Origin of the sequence: Streptomyces sp. 8N114 (genome assembly GCF_052245835.1) — a bacterium.
Lineage (GTDB): Bacteria > Actinomycetota > Actinomycetes > Streptomycetales > Streptomycetaceae > Streptomyces.
In genome coordinates this window covers 212,909-228,375 of record NZ_JBQQBT010000004.1, presented here as the reverse complement: position 1 = coordinate 228,375, position 15,467 = coordinate 212,909, and the positions used below count along the sequence as shown (strand labels likewise).

Genomic DNA, 15,467 nt, shown 5'->3' with positions numbered 1-15,467 from the left:
TGGGTGTTCGAGAGTCTCGACACACCGCAGTTTTCCGGGAGTTGGGCCGGAACGCGCTTCTGACACCGGGTCAACTCCCGTCCCCCTACCCCGGCAGTACCTCCGCGCAGGCCGTACGGAGGCGGCGTACGCCCTCCACGATGTCGCCCTCGGCCGCCGCCGGAGCGAAGGTGATCCGCAGATGAGGGGCCGCGGATTCGGCGGCGAAGTAGGGGCGGCCGGGGGCGACGGCGACACCGGCACGCAGCGCGGCAGCGGTCAGCACACCCTCGTCGGCCCCGTCGGGGAGCCGCAGCCACAGGTGGTAGCCGCCGCGCGGGACGTGGTCGAGGCCCAGCACGGGCACCTCGCCGGCGAGCGCGGTGACCATGAGCTCGCGCCGGGTACGCAACTCGGCGGCGACGGTACGCAGATGGCGGGACCAGGCGGGGGCGCCGACCAGTTCCAGCGCCGCCTCCTGGAGCGGCCGCGGAACGAAGAAGCTGTCGACGATCTGGATGGCACGCAGCCGCTCCAGCACCGGCCCGCGCGCGGCCAGCGCACCCACCCGCAGGCTCGGCGATGTGATCTTGGTCAGCGAGCGGATGTGCACGACCACCCCGTCGGGGTCCTCGGCGCGCAGCGCGGGCGGGAGGGGTCCGGCGTCCTCGTGCGCGAGTTGCCGGGCGAAGTCGTCCTCGACGACGAAGGCGCCTGCTTCGCGCGCCACCCGCAGCACCTCGCGGCGCCGGTCGGCTCCGAGCACGGCACCGGTCGGGTTCTGGAACAGCGGCTGGCAGACGAAGACACGGGCGCCGCTGGCCCGGAAGGCGTCCGCCAGCAGATCCGGCCGTACGCCACAGGGCTCCACCGGCACCGGAACCGGGCGCAGACCCGAGGCCCGGGCGGCGGCGAGCATGCCGGGATAGGTGGGGGATTCCACGAGTACGGCGGCTCCTGGGGGCGCGAGGGCGCGCAGCGCGGTGGTGATCGCCGCCTGCCCGCCCGCGGTGACCAGCACCTCCTCGGCAGCGACCGTCCCGGACGGCCCGCCGATCTCCCGCGCGAACCAGTCGCGCAGCTCGTCCACACCTTCGAGGGGCGGCCGTCGCCAGGCTCCGGGCCGCCGGCCTGCGCGGGCGAGCGCGGCGGCGAGAGCCTTCTCCGGCTGCAATCCGGGCGGCAGATAGCCGCCGTTCATTTCCAGCACGCCCGGCGGCGGCACATCGAGCGTGGTCGTCACACCGCTCGCATCGACACTGCGGGGCATCTGGTCCGCGGAGGCGTCCGCACTCAGCGCCACCTCCTGCCACGAGGTGTCGCCCCGCTGCTGGAGCGCGTCGTACGGGCGCCGCGCCTCGGCGCGGAACGCACCGATCCCGGGCCGGGTGACCACCAGCCCCTCGGCGACCAGCACCGCCAGCGCGCGCGAGACGGTCACCGGGCTGGCCCGGAACCGCTCGACCAGCACCCTGCTGGACGGGAGCTTCCCGCCGGGAGAGTAGCGGTCCAGCTCATCCCGCAACGAAGCGGCCAGGTCAGCAACACTGCTACGCTCTGCCATGAGAGACAACGATAGCGCTACTTGCACTGCACGGATAGCGGCTCCGTCCCCGGCCTCGGCCCCGTCCCCGGCCCCGTCCCCGGCCCCGGCCGCGGAACCGCGGGGCGGGACCGTACCCGGTGAACCGGCCCCCGGCCTGGCCGTCCCCTCCCTGCCCGGTCCGTCGCAACCCGCAGCGCACCCGGCCCCTTCCGCCCCCGCACCTGTGGACCGGACCGCCCGGACCGGCGTCGTGTTCGCCGCGCTCGGGGTCGTTCTCTTCTCGCTGACCTTTCCCGCGACCAGCTGGTCGCTGGAGGGGTTCGGCCCCTGGTCGGCGACGGCGCTGCGGGGCATGTTCGCCGGGCTGGTCGCGGGCGGAGTGCTCATGGTGCGGCGGGTGCCGCTTCCGGCGCGGCGGCACTGGGGCGGGCTCGCGCTCGCCGCGTCCGGCGTCGTGATCGGGTTTCCGCTGCTGACCACCCTCGCCCTGGAGACCTCCACCACCTCGCACGCCGCGGTCGTCGTGGGGCTGCTCCCACTGACGACGGCCCTCTACTCGTCGGTACGCACCGGCTCCCGGCCCGCCCCGCTCTTCTGGGTCGCGGCGCTGGCCGGGGCCGCCGTGGTGGTCGCGTTCGCGCTGTACCAGAGCGGCGGCGCCCCCAGCGTCGGCGATCTCTTCCTGTGCGGAGCGCTGCTGGTCTGCGCCGCCGGGTACGCCGAGGGCGGCAGGCTGGCGCGGGAACTGCCCGCGCTGGAGGTCATCGGGTGGGCGCTGGTGTGCTGTCTGCCGCTCGCCGCCGTCGGCGCAGCGCTCGCCCTGGCGCACGAGCCCGTCACGCTGACCGCGCACTCCGTTACGGGGCTGGCGTGGGGCGCGCTGGGCTCCCAGTTCATCGGGATGCTGTTCTGGTACCGCGCGATGGGGCTGGCCGGAGTAGCCCGTACGAGCCAGGTGCAACTTGCGCAGCCGCTGCTTACGCTGGTGTGGGCGGTGCTCCTACTCGGTGAGCGTCTTTCTCCCGCCGCACCGGCGGCGGCGCTCGCCGTGCTGGTGTGCATCGTGGTCGTACAGCGCAGCCGCGCCTGACCACCGGGAACTGGAGGGCATGTGTCATGCGAGCGAACACAGGCGACCAACTGCTAGTGCACGGAAGGACCGTGGGGCAGCACGACCGTACGGCGGAGATCGTCGAGGTCCTGGGCACCAAGGGTGAGCCTCCGTACCGGGTGCGTTTCGACGACGGCCATGAGGCCGTGGTCTCCCCCGGCCCCGACTCCGTCGTGCAGGGCCGCCGGGAAAAGCACGAAGAGAAGAGCTGAGCCCCGAGGAGAAGAGCGCCCGGTGTCGGCGCTCTTCTCCTGTGCCGGACCGAGCAGGCCATGCATTCCTCCCACACGCTGCGCATTCCACACGTAGGTGACCTTTCGCCCCCACCCGCCATCCACTGTTCGCACACAGGTAACGTCGGGCGGCAAGGCGGCGGTCCCTGCGCCCTCATACACCGGGGCAGGTCCGCTGCGGATCGTGAAGTTTGGCGAAAGGCACGAGGTGACGGAGTCTGTAGCCGGCGTAGAACGCGTCGGAGTGGTGGGCTGTGGCCAGATGGGTGCGGGTATCGCGGAGGTGTGCGCGCGGTCCGGCCTGGAGGTGATGGTCGCTGAGACCACCGGCGAGGCCCTGGAGCTCGGCCGCACCCGGCTGGTCAACTCGCTCGGCAAGGCCGCGGACCGCGGCAAGATCAGCCGGCAGGAGTGCGACGAGGCGCTGGAGCGACTGTCCTTCACCACCGACCTGGGCGACTTCGCCGACCGCGACCTGGTCATCGAGGCCGTGATCGAGAACGAGCAGGTCAAGACGGAGATCTTCCAGGTGTTGGACCAGGTGGTGACCCGCGCCGACGCCATCCTGGCCTCGAACACCTCCTCGATCCCGCTGGTGAAGCTCGCCGTCGCGACCTCGCGCCCCGACCAGGTCATCGGCATCCACTTCTTCAATCCGGCACCGGTGCAGCAGCTCGTCGAGCTCATCCCGGCGCTGACCACCGGCGAGGAGACCGTCAAGAGGGCCGAGGCCGTGGTGGGCCAGGTGCTGGGCAAGCACACCATTCGCGCCCAGGACCGCTCCGGTTTCGTCGTCAACGCGCTGCTGATTCCGTATCTGCTCTCCGCCATCCGGATGTTCGAGTCGGGCATCGCCAGCCGGGAGGACATCGACAACGGAATGGAGCTGGGCTGCGCCCACCCCATGGGCCCGCTCAAGCTCACCGACCTCATCGGCCTCGACACCGTCGCCTCGGTCGCCGATTCGATGTACGCGGAGTTCAAGGAGCCGCTGTACGCCGCTCCCCCGCTCCTCCAGCGCATGGTCGACGCGGGCCGCCTGGGCCGGAAGGCGGGCGCGGGCTTCTACGCCTACTCCTGAGCCGCCGCCCCGCCACCCGGAGATCCCCCTCCCCGGGCACCCCCGCCCTCAGACCGCGGGGGTGTCGGCGCGTGGCTCGTCACCGGGCTGGTCCGGCTTGTCGCCGGGCTTGTCCCCCGGCTTCTTGAGCTTCTTGACCGTCTTACGCCGCGCCACGCCCACCGAGGTCCGCACCACCGAGAGCGGCTTGGCCACCGCCTCCAGCGACTTGCGCTCGGCATCCACCCCGAGGAACGTCTCGGCCAGCCCGCCGACGACCATGATGACGGCGCCCATCAGGAAGCCCACGTAGAGCCTGCCGCGCTCGGTCCCGTCGCCGATGAGCCAGCCGTAGAAGTACGGCCCGGTGGCTCCGGCGGCCTGGCCGATGGCGAAGAAGAGCGCGATGGCCTTGCCCCGTACCTCCAGCGGAAAGATCTCGCCCGCGGTCAGATAGCCGGAGGAGGCGCCGGCCGAGGCGAAGAAGAAGATGACGCACCAGGCGAAGGTCTGGGTGTTCGCGGTCAGCACATCGGCGACGAACAGCGTCGCGGTGACCGCCAGCGCGCACCCGGAGAACAAATAGGTCCCCGCGATCAGCCAGCGGCGGCCCACGATGTCGAAGAGCGGCCCCAGGACGATCGGGCCGAGCAGGTTCCCCGCGGCGAACGCCAGCAGATACATCGGCGCATCCTTGTCGGAGACGCCGTAGAACTTCGTCAGCACCAGGGTGTAGGTGAAGAAGATGGCGTTGTACAGGAACGACTGCGTGATCATCAGCGTCGAGGCGAGCACCGCCCGCTTGGGGTACTCCTTGAAGAGGACCCGCAGCAGCGTGACGTAGGTGCTGTGTGCCGATTCGCTGATCTCGATGGCGTCCTTCTCGTCGACCGGCGGCAGCTTCTTGCCGTGCCTGCGTACGGCGGACTCGATCCGGGCGATGGCCGCCTCGGCCTCGGCCTCCTTCCCGTTCATGATCAGCCAGCGGGGGCTCTCCGGCAGATGACGGCGGACGAACAGCACCGAGAAGCCCAGCACCGGGCCGAGCAGGAAGCCGATCCGCCAGGCGACCGAGTCGTCGAAGGTGCTGAGGATCATCAGCTCGGCGATGGTGCCGACCATGGCCCCTGCCCAGTAGGTGCCGTTGACCAGCAGGTCGACCCGGCCCCGGAAACGGGCGGGCATCATCTCCTGGATCGCCGAGTTGATCGCCGCGTACTCACCGCCGATACCGGTTCCCGCGATGAAGCGGGTCAGGTACAGATAGGCGTCCCAGCCGAACCCCTGCCCATAGGTGAGCGCAGTCAGCCCGCTGCCGAACAGATAGACACCGAAGGTGAGCAGGAAGAGTCTGCGGCGCCCGAAGCGGTCGGCCATGCGCCCGAAGAAGAGCGCACCCGTCACCTGACCGACCAGGTAGACAGTCGCGATCAGTCCCGCCTCGCTGGAGGACAGGCTCAGCGTGTCCGAGCGGGTGAGGACCGAGGTGACGGAGCTGGCGACCGTGATCTCCAGGCCGTCCAGGATCCACGCACAGCCCAGCGCCGCGATCATCTTCGTGTGGAAGCCGGACCAGGGCATCCGGTCGATACGTGCAGGAATCAGGCTTCGGAGCGGTGCGTCCGCCGGACTGGAGGATGAGTTCGCTGCTGCCACGCCGTCACCCGTAACCGCCGCCGCACGTCTGTCAGAAGATCGTCAGGGCTTCTCACCCGAAAAGATGAGGGGACATCCGCCAGTGCCGGATGTCCCCTCGAACGCCGGGGCGAGCTTCGCTCAGGCGCCCCGCAACACCGCACCTGTCCGCTCGACCGCCTCGGCGACCGCCGCATCGCGTACTGCGGACGCCTCCTCGGCCTTCAGCGTCCGGTCCGGAGCGCGGAACCGCAGCGCGTAGGCCAGCGACTTGCGGCCCGCGCCAAGCTGCTCGCCGGTGAAGACGTCGAACAGCCGCAGCGACTCCAGCAGCTCACCGGCGCCCGCGCGCAGTGCGCTCTCCACCTCTGCGGCCGGCACCGACGCGTCCACCACGAGAGCCACGTCCTGGGTGGCCACCGGGAAGGCGGACACGTGCGGGCCCCGCACCGGTCCGGCGGCAGCACGCTCGACAAGGTCGAGATCGAGCTCCATGGCGCAGGTGCGCTCCGGCAGCCCCAGCGCCTTCACGGCCCGCGGGTGCAGCTCGCCGGCGTGCCCGGCCAGCACCTTCTCGCCGTCCAGCTGGACGTGGAGCGCTGCGCATCGCCCCGGGTGCCAGGGCGCGAAGCTCGCGCTCTCCAGGGTCAGTTCCACGCCCGTCTCGGCGGCCACGGTGCGGGCGGCCTCGACGGCGTCGGCCCAGTCGGCGGGGCGGCCCTTGCCCCACCAGCCGGCACGCTCGCGGGCGCCCGCCAGAACGACCGCCAGGTGCCGGGGCTGCTCGGGCAGCGCCGCGTCCAGCGAGGACAGCTGCTCCTCGGAGGGCCGCTGGGTGACGGGCAGCCGCTCGGGGGTGGTCTCGCTACCGGTGGGGAGGAAGACCTGGCCGGTCTCGAACAGCGCCAGGTCGTGGCTGCCGCGCCCGTCGTTGCGGCGCAGCGTGGCCAGCAGACCGGGCAGCAGGGTGGTGCGCAGCCCCGGCTCCTCGTCCGAGAGCGGGTTGACGAGCTGAACGGTGCGGCGGCGCGGGTCGCCCGCGTCCAGGCCCAGCGCGTCGAACACGGCGTCGCCGACGAACGGGTACGACAGGGCCTCGACATAGCCGGCGCCCGCCAGCGCGCGCCCGACGCGGCGGTGCAACCGCTGCCGCTCGGTCAGCCCACGCCCCGGCAGCGGCCTCGGCAGGGTGGAGGGCAGGTTCTCGTAGCCCTCCAGCCGGATGACCTCCTCGGCCAGATCGTTCGGGTCGGTCAGGTCGGGCCGCCAGGACGGCACGGTGACGGTCAGCTCATCCTGGCCGTAGACATCGCAGCCGACCTGCTGGAGGCGGCGGACGACCGTCTCCCGGCCGTAGCCGACGCCGGCGACCTTGTCGGGGTGGTCGGCGTCGATCAGTACCGTATGCGGTCCGGAAGGCGTGGTGATCTCGGTGACGCCCGGCTCGGCTGTGCCGCCGGCGAGCAGCACCAGCAGATCGACGGTGCGCTGCGCTGCCGCTGCCGCCGCCGCAGGGTCGACACCCCGCTCGAAGCGGCGCGACGCCTCGGAGGAGAGCTTGTGGCGGCGCGCGGTGCGGGCGACGGAGACCGAGTCGAAGTGCGCGGCCTCGATCACCACATCGGTGGTGCCCGGGGCGGTCCCGCCGTCGGCGATCTCGGTGTTGGCGCCGCCCATCACCCCGGCCAGGCCGATCGGCCCGCGATCGTCGGTGATGACCAGGTCATCGGGGGCCAGGACGCGCTTGGTCCCGTCGAGCGTGATCAGCTTCTCGCCGTCCTCGGCACGGCGCACCCCGATGGCCCCCTCGATACGGGACCTGTCGTAGGCGTGCAGCGGCTGGCCCAGCTCCAGCATCACGTAGTTGGTGATGTCGACGGGCAGCGAGACGGGACGCATCCCGGCCTTCTGCAGCCTGCGCTTGAGCCAGATCGGGGACTGTGCCTCGGGCCGCAGCCCGGTGACGGTACGAGCGGTGAACCGGTCACAGCCGAGCCGGTCGGCGACCTTCACCGGGTAGCCGTGCGCGTTGGGCGCGGGCACGTCCAGCAGCGCCGGGTCGCGCAGCGGCATCCCGTAGGCGGTTGCCGCCTCGCGGGCGAGGCCCCGCATCGACAGGCAGTAGCCGCGGTCGGGCGTCACCGCGATGTCGAGCACCTCGTCGACCAGCTCCAGCAGCTCGATCGCGTCGGTGCCGACCTCGTGCTCGGGCGGCAGCACCATGATCCCGTCGTGGTCCTCGCCCATGCCCAGTTCGCGCTCGGAGCAGATCATGCCCTCCGAGACGTGCCCGTAGGTCTTACGGGCGCTGATCTCGAAGCCGCCGGGCAGCACGGCACCCGGCAGCACGACGACGACCTTGTCGCCGACGGCGAAGTTGGTGGCACCGCAGACGATGTTCTGCGGGTCGTCGGCGCCCCGGCCGACATCCACCTGGCAGTAGCGGATGGGCTTCTTGAAGTCCTTCAGCTCCTCGATGGCGAGGACCTGGCCGACCACCAGCGGACCCTTGAGCCCGGCACCGGTCTGCTCGACCGTCTCGACCTCGAGACCGGCAGCGATCAGCCTGGCCGCGACATCCCGGCCAGTCTCCGAGGCCGGCAGGTCGACGTACTCCCGGAGCCACGAAAGCGGCGCCCGCATCAGATCTCCATCCCGAACGGCCGGGTGAAGCGCACATCACCCTCGACCATGTCTCGCATGTCTTCGACGTTGTGGCGGAACATCAGCATCCGCTCGATGCCGAACCCGAAGGCGAACCCGCTGTACTTCTCCGGGTCGACGCCGCAGGCGGTCAGCACCCGCGGATTGACCATGCCGCAGCCGCCGAGCTCGATCCAGCCCTCGCTGCTGCACGTACGGCAGGGGTTGTCCACGTCACCGACGGACTTGCCCCGGCACACGAAGCAGACCATGTCCATCTCGGCGGACGGCTCGGTGAAGGGGAAGTAGGACGGGCGCAGCCGGGTGCCCAGGCCCTCGCCGAACAGCGCCGAGACCATGTGGTCGAGGGTGCCCTTCAGGTCGGCCATGGTCAGCCCCTCGTCGATGGCCAGCAGCTCGACCTGGCCGAAGACGGGGGTGTGCGTGGCGTCCAGCTCGTCGGTGCGGTAGACCCGGCCGGGGCAGATGACGTACACGGGCAGCTCGCGCTCCAGCAGCGAGCGGATCTGCACCGGTGAGGTGTGGGTCCGCAACACGACGCCGGAGTCCTCGCCACCGTCCGGGCCCCGTACGAAGAAGGTGTCCTGCATGGTGCGGGCCGGGTGGTCGGGGCCCAGGTTGAGCGCGTCGAAGTTGAACCACTCGGCCTCGACTTCGGGGCCCTCGGCAACCTCGTAGCCCATCGCCACGAAGACGTCCTCGATACGCTCCGACAGCGTGGTCAGCGGGTGCCGGGCGCCTGCCGGGCGGCGGTCGTAGGGCAGCGTGACATCCACCGCCTCCTCGACCAGCACCCGCTCGTCGCGCTCGCGCTCCAGCTCCTCCTGGCGGGCCTTGAGGGCCTTGTTGACGGCCCCCCTGGCCTGTCCGACGCGCTTGCCCGCCTCCGCCTTGGCGTGCGGGGGCAGCGCGCCGATCTCGCGGTTGGCCAGCGCCAGCGGGGAGCGGTCACCCGCGTGTGCTGCCTTGACCTCGCGCAGCGCCTCCAGATCCCCGGCGGCGGCGACGGCGGCGAGCGCCTCGTCCCTGGCCCGGTCGATCGCTTCCGGTTTCAGTGCCTCGACCTCGACAGGGTCGTACGACTTGTTGGGTGCCGACATCTCTTCCCGTGTTTCCGATTGTCCCCCAGCTATCGCTGGAGGTACCCCCAGGCTGCGCCCCGCCCATGACTGCTGACTGCGTGCCGAATCCCGAGTCTAAAGGGGGCCGCCTGTTGGCGGATACGCGGAGGCCAGGGGCCCGGCCTCCGGTGCTGGCTGCGGGGGTCGGCCCGTGAGCGCCGCGTTCCCCCGGCCTCAGGCCGGGAGCCGCCCGAAGACCGGTCAGGCCATAAAGGCCGGGGCGCCCACAGGCAGGATAAATCGGAACCGGGCACCGCCCGCGGGCGCCCGCTCGACGGTGATGACCCCGCCGTGCGCCTCCACGATGCCCTTGACGATGTAGAGCCCCAGGCCCGTGCCGCCGCGCCTGCTGCCACGCCAGAAGCGGGTGAATACGCGGCTCATGGACTCCTCCGGGATACCTGGCCCCTCGTCGCTGACCGCCACGGCCGTCGCCGTACCACCCGGCACGCGGGGGGACGAGGTGGGCTGGACCTCGATGGTGACAGTTCCCTCGCCGTGCCGCACCGCGTTTTCCAGCAGGTTGGCGAGCACCTGGTCGATCTTGTCCGGGTCGGCCCACAGGTCGGGCAGCTCGTCGGCGATCTCGGTCTTGAACCGGGACGCGGGGCGGCCTGCCGCGACATGGGCCTCCACATGGCGCCGCACCGCCGCCGCCATGTCCAGCCGCTGACGCCGCACCTCCAACCGTCCGGAGTCGATACGGGAGATGTCCAGCAGTTCCGCGATCAGCCGGGTGACGCGGTTGGCGTCGGCGTTGACGGTCTCCAGCATCAGCCGCTTCTGGTCGTCGGTGAAGCGCTCCCACTTTGCCAGCAGGGTGGCGGTGAACCCCTTGACGGAGGTGAGCGGCGAGCGGAGTTCGTGGGCGACGGTGGCGATCAGCTCGGCGTGGCTGCGCTCGGTGCGCCGCCTGGCCTCGGTGCCGCGCAGTGTGACGACGACGCGCTCGACGGGCCCCCGCGGGCGTGCCCGTACATAGCGCGCCGCGACCAGCACCTCGTGGCCGCCGGGCAGCAGCAGGTTCCGCTCGGGCTGCCCGTTGCGGATGGCCGGCCCGTGGTACGGGTCGGTGAGCTGCCACCAGCGGCGCCCGTCCAGGTCCTCCAGCGGGAGCGCGGCGTGGAGAGGACTGCCCAGCGCCTCCTCCCGCGCCCGCCCGGTGATCCGGACAGCTGCGGCGTTGAAGCAGACGACGCGCCCGGCGCCGTCGGCGATCACAAGCCCGTCGGGCAGGTCGTCGGGCTGCACGTCCATCCCGTTCCGCCCCTCCTCCGGCCGCCCTCGGTCCCCGGCACCCTACTAGCTCTGCGTGACCGCGCGGCACCCTCAGCGGGACCGCTGTGCGCGGGCCGAGGCGTAGAGGCAGACAGCTGCGGCAGTCGCCAGGTTGAGGCTCTCCGCGCGGCCGTGGATGGGCACCCGTACGACGGAGTCCGCAAGGGCCCGGGTCTCCTCGGGCAGCCCCCACGCCTCGTTGCCGAACACCCACGCAGTGGGCCCGGCCATCGCTCCGGCGTCCAGTTCCTCGTCCAGGTCCCGGTCCCCCGCCCCGTCGGCTGCCAGCACCCGCACCCCGGTCCCGGCCAGCCCTCGGGCCACCTCCTCGACGGGCACGTCCACGACGACCGGCAGATGGAAGAGCGAACCGGCCGAGGCGCGTACCGCCTTGGGGTTGTAGATGTCCACGGAGGCGTCGGTCAGCACCACCGCGTCGGCCCCGGCGGCGTCGGCGCACCGCAGCACAGTGCCCGCGTTGCCGGGGTCGCGTACGTGCGCCAGGACGGCGACCAGCCGGGGCCGTGCCGTCAGGATCTCCGCGAGGGGCCGGTCCAGGAAACGGCACAGCCCCACGATGCCCTGTGGCGTCACGGTGTCGGACATCTCCGCGATCACCTCGGCGGAGGCTGTGAGCACGGGGACGCGCGCCGCGCGGGCCGTATCGAGCAGGTCCGCGTGCCGTTCGGCGGCCTCAGGTGTCACATACACCTCGACGAGGTGCTCCACCGCCTCCCGCACGGCCTGCGGCCCCTCGGCGAGAAACCGCCGCTCCTTACCCCGGAAACTCCGCTTGCCCAGCTTGCGCGCAGCAGTGACGCGGGGAGACCGCACAGAGGTCAACTCGGGCTGCATGGGCGGAAGTTTCTCGCTTTCGGGTAAACGAATCTCGCCGCCGTGGGGGCACCCCCGTGCGAAGCACGGGGGAGAAACCACGACGGCGAGGGGTACCCCCTGCTCGAGGAGCTCGGGGGAGGAAGGGCCGACGGCGTCAGCCACAACGCTCGATCAACGGCGAAGCCGCCGCGCTCAGGCAGCCTTCGGTGCGTTGACGTCGCTCGGCAGCGCCTTCTGCGCAACCTCGACAAGCGAAGCGAAAGCGGCGGCGTCGTTGACCGCCAGGTCGGCCAGCATCTTGCGGTCGACCTCGATGGAGGCGGCCTTCAGACCCTGGATGAAGCGGTTGTAGGTGATGCCGTTGGCGCGGGCCGCGGCGTTGATCCGCTGGATCCACAGCTGCCGGAAGTCGCCCTTGCGCTTCTTGCGGTCGTTGTAGTTGTAGACGTAGGAGTGGGTGACCTGCTCCTTCGCCTTGCGGTACAGGCGGGAACGCTGGCCGCGGTAGCCGCTGGCCTGCTCCAGGATCGCCCGGCGCTTCTTCTGAGCGTTTACTGCCCGCTTGACGCGTGCCACGTGATTACTCCTTGTTGGCGGGGCCGGGAGGGGACCTCACTCTCCGGCCCAGGTCGATGGGGTCCCGGTCGTACGGGGACTTACTTGCCGAGAAGCTTCTTGATCTTCTTGGCGTCGGCCGGGGCCGCTTCGGTCTTACCGGCAAGGCGGCGCGTCAGCGTGGACGGCTTGTGCTCGAGAAGGTGGCGGCGACCGGCGCGCTGGCGCATCACCTTGCCCGTGCCGGTGACCTTGAAGCGCTTGCGGGCACCACTGTGCGTCTTGTTCTTCGGCATGTCGCCGTTTCACTCCTCGTCAGTGACGCTCCCGCTGTCGTAAGGGCAGGCGGAAGCGCCAGTTGTTCGTATGGGTTCCAGGGCGGGTGCCCCGGGAGGGCTCACGCCTCGGCAGGCTCCTCGGCGGACTCCTCAGCGGGAGCGGACCCCTGCTGGCGCTCCGCCTTGCGGGCGGCCTGCGCCTCACGGGCCTCGGCCATCGCCTCGGTCTTCTTCTTGTGCGGACCGAGAACCATGATCATGTTGCGGCCGTCCTGCTTCGGGTTGGACTCCACGAAGCCCAGGTCCGACACGTCGTCCGCCAGCCGCTGCAGCAGTCGGAAACCCAGCTCGGGGCGGGACTGCTCACGACCGCGGAACATGATCGTGATCTTGACCTTGTCACCCTGCTTGAGGAACCGGACGACGTGACCCTTCTTGGTGTCGTAGTCGTGCGGATCGATCTTCGGCCGGAGCTTCATCTCCTTGATGACCGTGTGCGCCTGGTTCTTGCGCGCTTCACGGGCCTTCATGGCCGACTCGTACTTGAACTTGCCGTAGTCCATGAGCTTGCACACCGGCGGACGTGCGTTCGCCGCGACCTCGACCAGGTCGAGGTCGTACTCCTGGGCGAGCTCCAGGGCCTTGGCAAGCGGCACGATGCCGACCTGCTCGCCGCTGGGACCGACGAGTCGCACCTCGGGGACGCGAATGCGGTCGTTGATGCGGGGCTCGGCGCTGATGGGGCCTCCTCGGGTACACCGCGCGAGCGTCTGGCGAACGACCGCGCATGAGTTAAGTAATCAGTGGGTGACCACCGTTCGCGGGCGCAAAAAACGCCCCGGACGGGTCACAGGCGGGGCTCCTCACAGACCGGGAGCACCGCCGCGGAACTCCGCGGGGCGCAGCCTGACCGTTGACCCGCGGCCCGCAGGGCCACCAGGTGGGAGATCGGAGCCTCCACTTGCGGGCTGGAGGCCGTCCCCGCAGGGGCGGTCTTCAGCCGGTCGATATCCCAGCATAGCAGCAGGGCGCCAGGTGCGCCGCGCGGTGCCCGCCGCTGCGGCAGCTCGGCCCGTACGACAGTACGGAAGCGGCGGGGCTTAGGGTGATCCGCATGAGCGACGCCGCAGCCGCCGGGCAGCCCTCCGGTCAGACCCCCGACTTCGACAGCCTGACCCGCGACATCGCGGAGGTCCCGGCGGTCGAGGTGATCACCACCGTGGCGGTGCACCTGATGAGCTCCGCCGCCGTCAACCTCGGCCTGGCCGAGGAGGGCGAGCAGCACAAGGACCTGGACGAGGCACGGAAGCTGATCCAGGCGCTGGCCGGCCTGGTGACCGCGAGCGCCACCGAGATCGGCTCCTACCATGCGGCGCCGCTGCGTGACGGCCTCAAGTCGCTCCAGCTCGCCTTCCGTGAGGCATCCACCGTCCCCGACGAGCCCGGCCAGGGGCCCGGCGAGAAGTTCACAGGGCCGGTGCACGGCTGAGCGGCCACTGCGAGTGAGCGGCACGCGGGCGTTCAGCTGACCCTCATCTCGCGCCGCGGCCGCCGGTTCGGCTGCGGGTGCGTGAGCACATGCACGTACGCCGCGACGGCCGCGCCCACCAGCGGGGCCACGATGAACAGCCACAGCTGGGTGAGTGCGGCGCCACCGGCGAAGACGGCGGGACCGAGGCTCCGGGCCGGGTTGACCGAGGTGCCGGTCAGCGGGATGCCGACCAGGTGGACGACGGCCAGCGCGATGCCGATGGGCAGCCCGTCGAAGCCGACGACCGCCACCTTGTGCGTGACCGCGAGCACCGTGTAGACGAGCAGGAAGGTCAGGATCAGCTCGGCGACGAAGGCTCCGCCGGTGTTGATGTGCACCGCCGAGCGGTCGCCGAAGCCGTTGCTGCCGAAGCTCCCGCTCGTCTCCAGACCCGGAACCTGCTTGGCGACGAGGAACAGCAGCGCGGCGCCCGCGATACCGCCGACGAGTTGTGCGATCCAGTACTTGATCGCCAGCTCCAGATCGAGCCGCCCGGCCAGGAACATCCCGAGCGTCACCGCCGGGTTCACATGGGAGCCGGATATCGGGCCGATGGCGTACGCGAGGGCGAGCAGCACGAAGCCGAACGTGAGCGCGATACCCAGCGAGCCGACGTACTCGGCCGCCAGCACGGCAGCGCCGACACCGAAGAACACCAGTAGCAGGGTGCCCAGGAACTCCGCAGCGATCGGCTGTGGCTTGTCTTCCAGATCTCTGAGCTGCTCGGGGCTCGCCTGGAGCGTCTTGACCTGCATATCGACCTCCCGTGGGGGTCGTAGGCGGCAGCCGGGGACCGGAGTGGCCCGGCACTCTCCCCGAGTGTCCGCCGCGCCCTGGCGGCTCGCACCTCGGGCGCGGTCAGGCCCGGTAGAAGGCCGCCTGGGGCAGCGGGCTGCCCGGGGGGAGGAGCGCCAGGTCGAGGCCGCGGACCAGCCGTGCGCGCAGTGTCTCGTCGGCGGCCAGCGCTCCGGCCACCCGCTGGGCGACCGCCTGGACCTCGGCGTCCGGCGCGAGCGCGAGGGCGAGTGTGCCGTCCCCCGAGCCGTTGCCGGGCGTGAGATGGGCGCCGGCGACCGCTGGTTCGGCCGCGAGCACGGCCCGCAGCGCGTCGGCCACGGCGGGGTCCGCCAGCGCGGAGGTGTGGACGCGCCCCTCGGCGAGCGCGTGGAGCGCCGGTCCGGTCAGTTCGTAGGGCACCGGTCCCGCCAGGTCGAGGAGCAGCGTGTCCGCCTGCTCGTGTGCCACCGCCTGGAGCGCCTGGTGCAGCGGTACGGCGACGGGGCGGGCATCGGGGCGCCAGCGGGTCAGCGCCTCGGTGGAGGTGAAGGCGGGCAGCGCGCGGCGGCCACCGGGTGCGTTGAGGGTGGGGACCGCCATCTCGCTCGTCTTGTCGCGGCGCAGCCCGTCCTCGCCGGTCTCGGCCTCGGTGAGGACGGCGACGACGGGCACGAGCAGTCGGGCTCCGTGCAGCGCCGCCAGGACGCGAGTCTCGGCCCCGGGCGCCCGGCGATCGGCCTGCCAGGCGGCGAGCGCGCCGGCGAGCTCGGTGTCGGCGGTGCCGTCGTCGCTGGAGAAGGCCGACCGGGGAATGTTCTTGAGCGCCACGCACCGAGCGTATCGGGTGGCCGCCACCGCTTCG

The 15,467-nt window shown here is 71.3% G+C and carries 15 protein-coding genes; 4 read left to right on the top strand and 11 right to left on the bottom strand.

Annotated elements, in window-relative coordinates:
- Window positions 1–85: 85 nt before the first annotated feature.
- Window positions 86–1,543 carry an aminotransferase-like domain-containing protein gene (locus ACTWQF_RS11825; RefSeq protein WP_443279219.1) on the bottom strand — a complete coding sequence of 486 codons (1,458 nt, stop codon included), beginning with the start codon at window positions 1,541–1,543 and terminating at the stop codon, window positions 86–88.
- On the opposite strand from ACTWQF_RS11825, the gene ACTWQF_RS11820 reads away from it, so the two are divergent.
- The 3 genes from ACTWQF_RS11820 (at window position 1,542) to ACTWQF_RS11810 (ending at window position 3,950) form a co-directional block, all read left to right on the top strand.
- Entirely contained in the window at window positions 1,542–2,615 is a 1,074-nt protein-coding gene (locus tag ACTWQF_RS11820) for a DMT family transporter (protein WP_443279218.1), read from the top strand. The two genes, ACTWQF_RS11825 and ACTWQF_RS11820, sit on opposite strands and share 2 nt — an antisense overlap.
- Before the next feature lie 26 nt (window positions 2,616–2,641).
- Window positions 2,642–2,848 (top strand): DUF1918 domain-containing protein, encoded by a 207-nt coding sequence (locus ACTWQF_RS11815; protein ID WP_443279216.1) that lies wholly within the window; start codon window positions 2,642–2,644, stop codon window positions 2,846–2,848.
- A gap of 229 nt (window positions 2,849–3,077) precedes the next feature.
- Window positions 3,078–3,950 carry a 3-hydroxybutyryl-CoA dehydrogenase gene (locus ACTWQF_RS11810; RefSeq protein WP_443279214.1) on the top strand — a complete coding sequence of 291 codons (873 nt, stop codon included), beginning with the start codon at window positions 3,078–3,080 and terminating at the stop codon, window positions 3,948–3,950.
- Window positions 3,951–3,998: 48 nt separating this feature from the next.
- Here the strand turns inward: ACTWQF_RS11810 and ACTWQF_RS11805 are convergent, their stop codons facing one another.
- The 8 genes from ACTWQF_RS11805 to infC form a co-directional block, all read right to left on the bottom strand.
- Window positions 3,999–5,585 (bottom strand): MFS transporter, encoded by a 1,587-nt coding sequence (locus ACTWQF_RS11805; RefSeq protein ID WP_443279213.1) that lies wholly within the window; start codon window positions 5,583–5,585, stop codon window positions 3,999–4,001.
- Between the two features lie 120 nt (window positions 5,586–5,705).
- Window positions 5,706–8,207, bottom strand: a complete 2,502-nt coding sequence (gene pheT / locus ACTWQF_RS11800; RefSeq protein WP_443279211.1) for a phenylalanine--tRNA ligase subunit beta — start codon at window positions 8,205–8,207, stop codon at window positions 5,706–5,708.
- Window positions 8,207–9,328 carry a phenylalanine--tRNA ligase subunit alpha gene (pheS, locus tag ACTWQF_RS11795; protein ID WP_443279209.1) on the bottom strand — a complete coding sequence of 374 codons (1,122 nt, stop codon included), beginning with the start codon at window positions 9,326–9,328 and terminating at the stop codon, window positions 8,207–8,209. The genes pheT and pheS overlap by 1 nt, the downstream gene beginning before the upstream one ends.
- A 222-nt stretch (window positions 9,329–9,550) precedes the next feature.
- The gene (locus tag ACTWQF_RS11790; RefSeq protein WP_443279207.1) at window positions 9,551–10,606 is read right to left on the bottom strand and encodes an ATP-binding protein; all 1,056 of its coding nucleotides are present in this window, start codon (window positions 10,604–10,606) and stop codon (window positions 9,551–9,553) included.
- Between the two features lie 72 nt (window positions 10,607–10,678).
- A complete protein-coding gene (locus ACTWQF_RS11785) occupies window positions 10,679–11,482 on the bottom strand; it encodes a TrmH family RNA methyltransferase (protein ID WP_443279205.1) in 804 nt (267 codons plus the stop codon).
- Window positions 11,483–11,656: 174 nt separating this feature from the next.
- The gene (rplT, locus tag ACTWQF_RS11780) at window positions 11,657–12,040 is read right to left on the bottom strand and encodes a 50S ribosomal protein L20 (protein ID WP_209237807.1); all 384 of its coding nucleotides are present in this window, start codon (window positions 12,038–12,040) and stop codon (window positions 11,657–11,659) included.
- 80 nt (window positions 12,041–12,120) lie between these two features.
- The gene (gene rpmI, locus ACTWQF_RS11775; protein WP_433104406.1) at window positions 12,121–12,315 is read right to left on the bottom strand and encodes a 50S ribosomal protein L35; all 195 of its coding nucleotides are present in this window, start codon (window positions 12,313–12,315) and stop codon (window positions 12,121–12,123) included.
- 101 nt (window positions 12,316–12,416) lie between these two features.
- Window positions 12,417–13,037, bottom strand: a complete 621-nt coding sequence (gene infC, locus ACTWQF_RS11770; protein WP_209211742.1) for a translation initiation factor IF-3 — start codon at window positions 13,035–13,037, stop codon at window positions 12,417–12,419.
- 374 nt (window positions 13,038–13,411) lie between these two features.
- Here infC and ACTWQF_RS11765 point away from each other — a divergent pair, with 374 nt between their 5' ends.
- The gene (locus ACTWQF_RS11765; RefSeq protein WP_443248733.1) at window positions 13,412–13,786 is read left to right on the top strand and encodes a DUF1844 domain-containing protein; all 375 of its coding nucleotides are present in this window, start codon (window positions 13,412–13,414) and stop codon (window positions 13,784–13,786) included.
- A 32-nt stretch (window positions 13,787–13,818) separates the two neighbouring features.
- Here the strand turns inward: ACTWQF_RS11765 and ACTWQF_RS11760 are convergent, their stop codons facing one another.
- Window positions 13,819–14,583: an MIP family channel protein gene (locus ACTWQF_RS11760; RefSeq protein ID WP_443279203.1), complete on the bottom strand. Its 765-nt coding sequence runs from the start codon at window positions 14,581–14,583 to the stop codon at window positions 13,819–13,821.
- Window positions 14,584–14,686: 103 nt separating this feature from the next.
- Window positions 14,687–15,433, bottom strand: a complete 747-nt coding sequence (locus tag ACTWQF_RS11755) for an SseB family protein (RefSeq protein WP_443279201.1) — start codon at window positions 15,431–15,433, stop codon at window positions 14,687–14,689.
- Window positions 15,434–15,467: the final 34 nt, after the last annotated feature.

Coding starts and splice junctions, on each gene's coding strand:
- rpmI (WP_433104406.1), bottom strand. CDS start 12,315: ATGCCGAAGAACAAGACGCACAGTGGTGCCCGCAAGCGCTTCAAGGTC.
- ACTWQF_RS11820 (WP_443279218.1), top strand. CDS start 1,542: ATGAGAGACAACGATAGCGCTACTTGCACTGCACGGATAGCGGCTCCG.
- ACTWQF_RS11785 (WP_443279205.1), bottom strand. CDS start 11,482: ATGCAGCCCGAGTTGACCTCTGTGCGGTCTCCCCGCGTCACTGCTGCG.
- ACTWQF_RS11790 (WP_443279207.1), bottom strand. CDS start 10,606: ATGGACGTGCAGCCCGACGACCTGCCCGACGGGCTTGTGATCGCCGAC.
- ACTWQF_RS11765 (WP_443248733.1), top strand. CDS start 13,412: ATGAGCGACGCCGCAGCCGCCGGGCAGCCCTCCGGTCAGACCCCCGAC.
- ACTWQF_RS11815 (WP_443279216.1), top strand. CDS start 2,642: ATGCGAGCGAACACAGGCGACCAACTGCTAGTGCACGGAAGGACCGTG.
- ACTWQF_RS11825 (WP_443279219.1), bottom strand. CDS start 1,543: ATGGCAGAGCGTAGCAGTGTTGCTGACCTGGCCGCTTCGTTGCGGGAT.
- ACTWQF_RS11760 (WP_443279203.1), bottom strand. CDS start 14,583: ATGCAGGTCAAGACGCTCCAGGCGAGCCCCGAGCAGCTCAGAGATCTG.
- pheS (WP_443279209.1), bottom strand. CDS start 9,328: ATGTCGGCACCCAACAAGTCGTACGACCCTGTCGAGGTCGAGGCACTG.
- pheT (WP_443279211.1), bottom strand. CDS start 8,207: ATGCGGGCGCCGCTTTCGTGGCTCCGGGAGTACGTCGACCTGCCGGCC.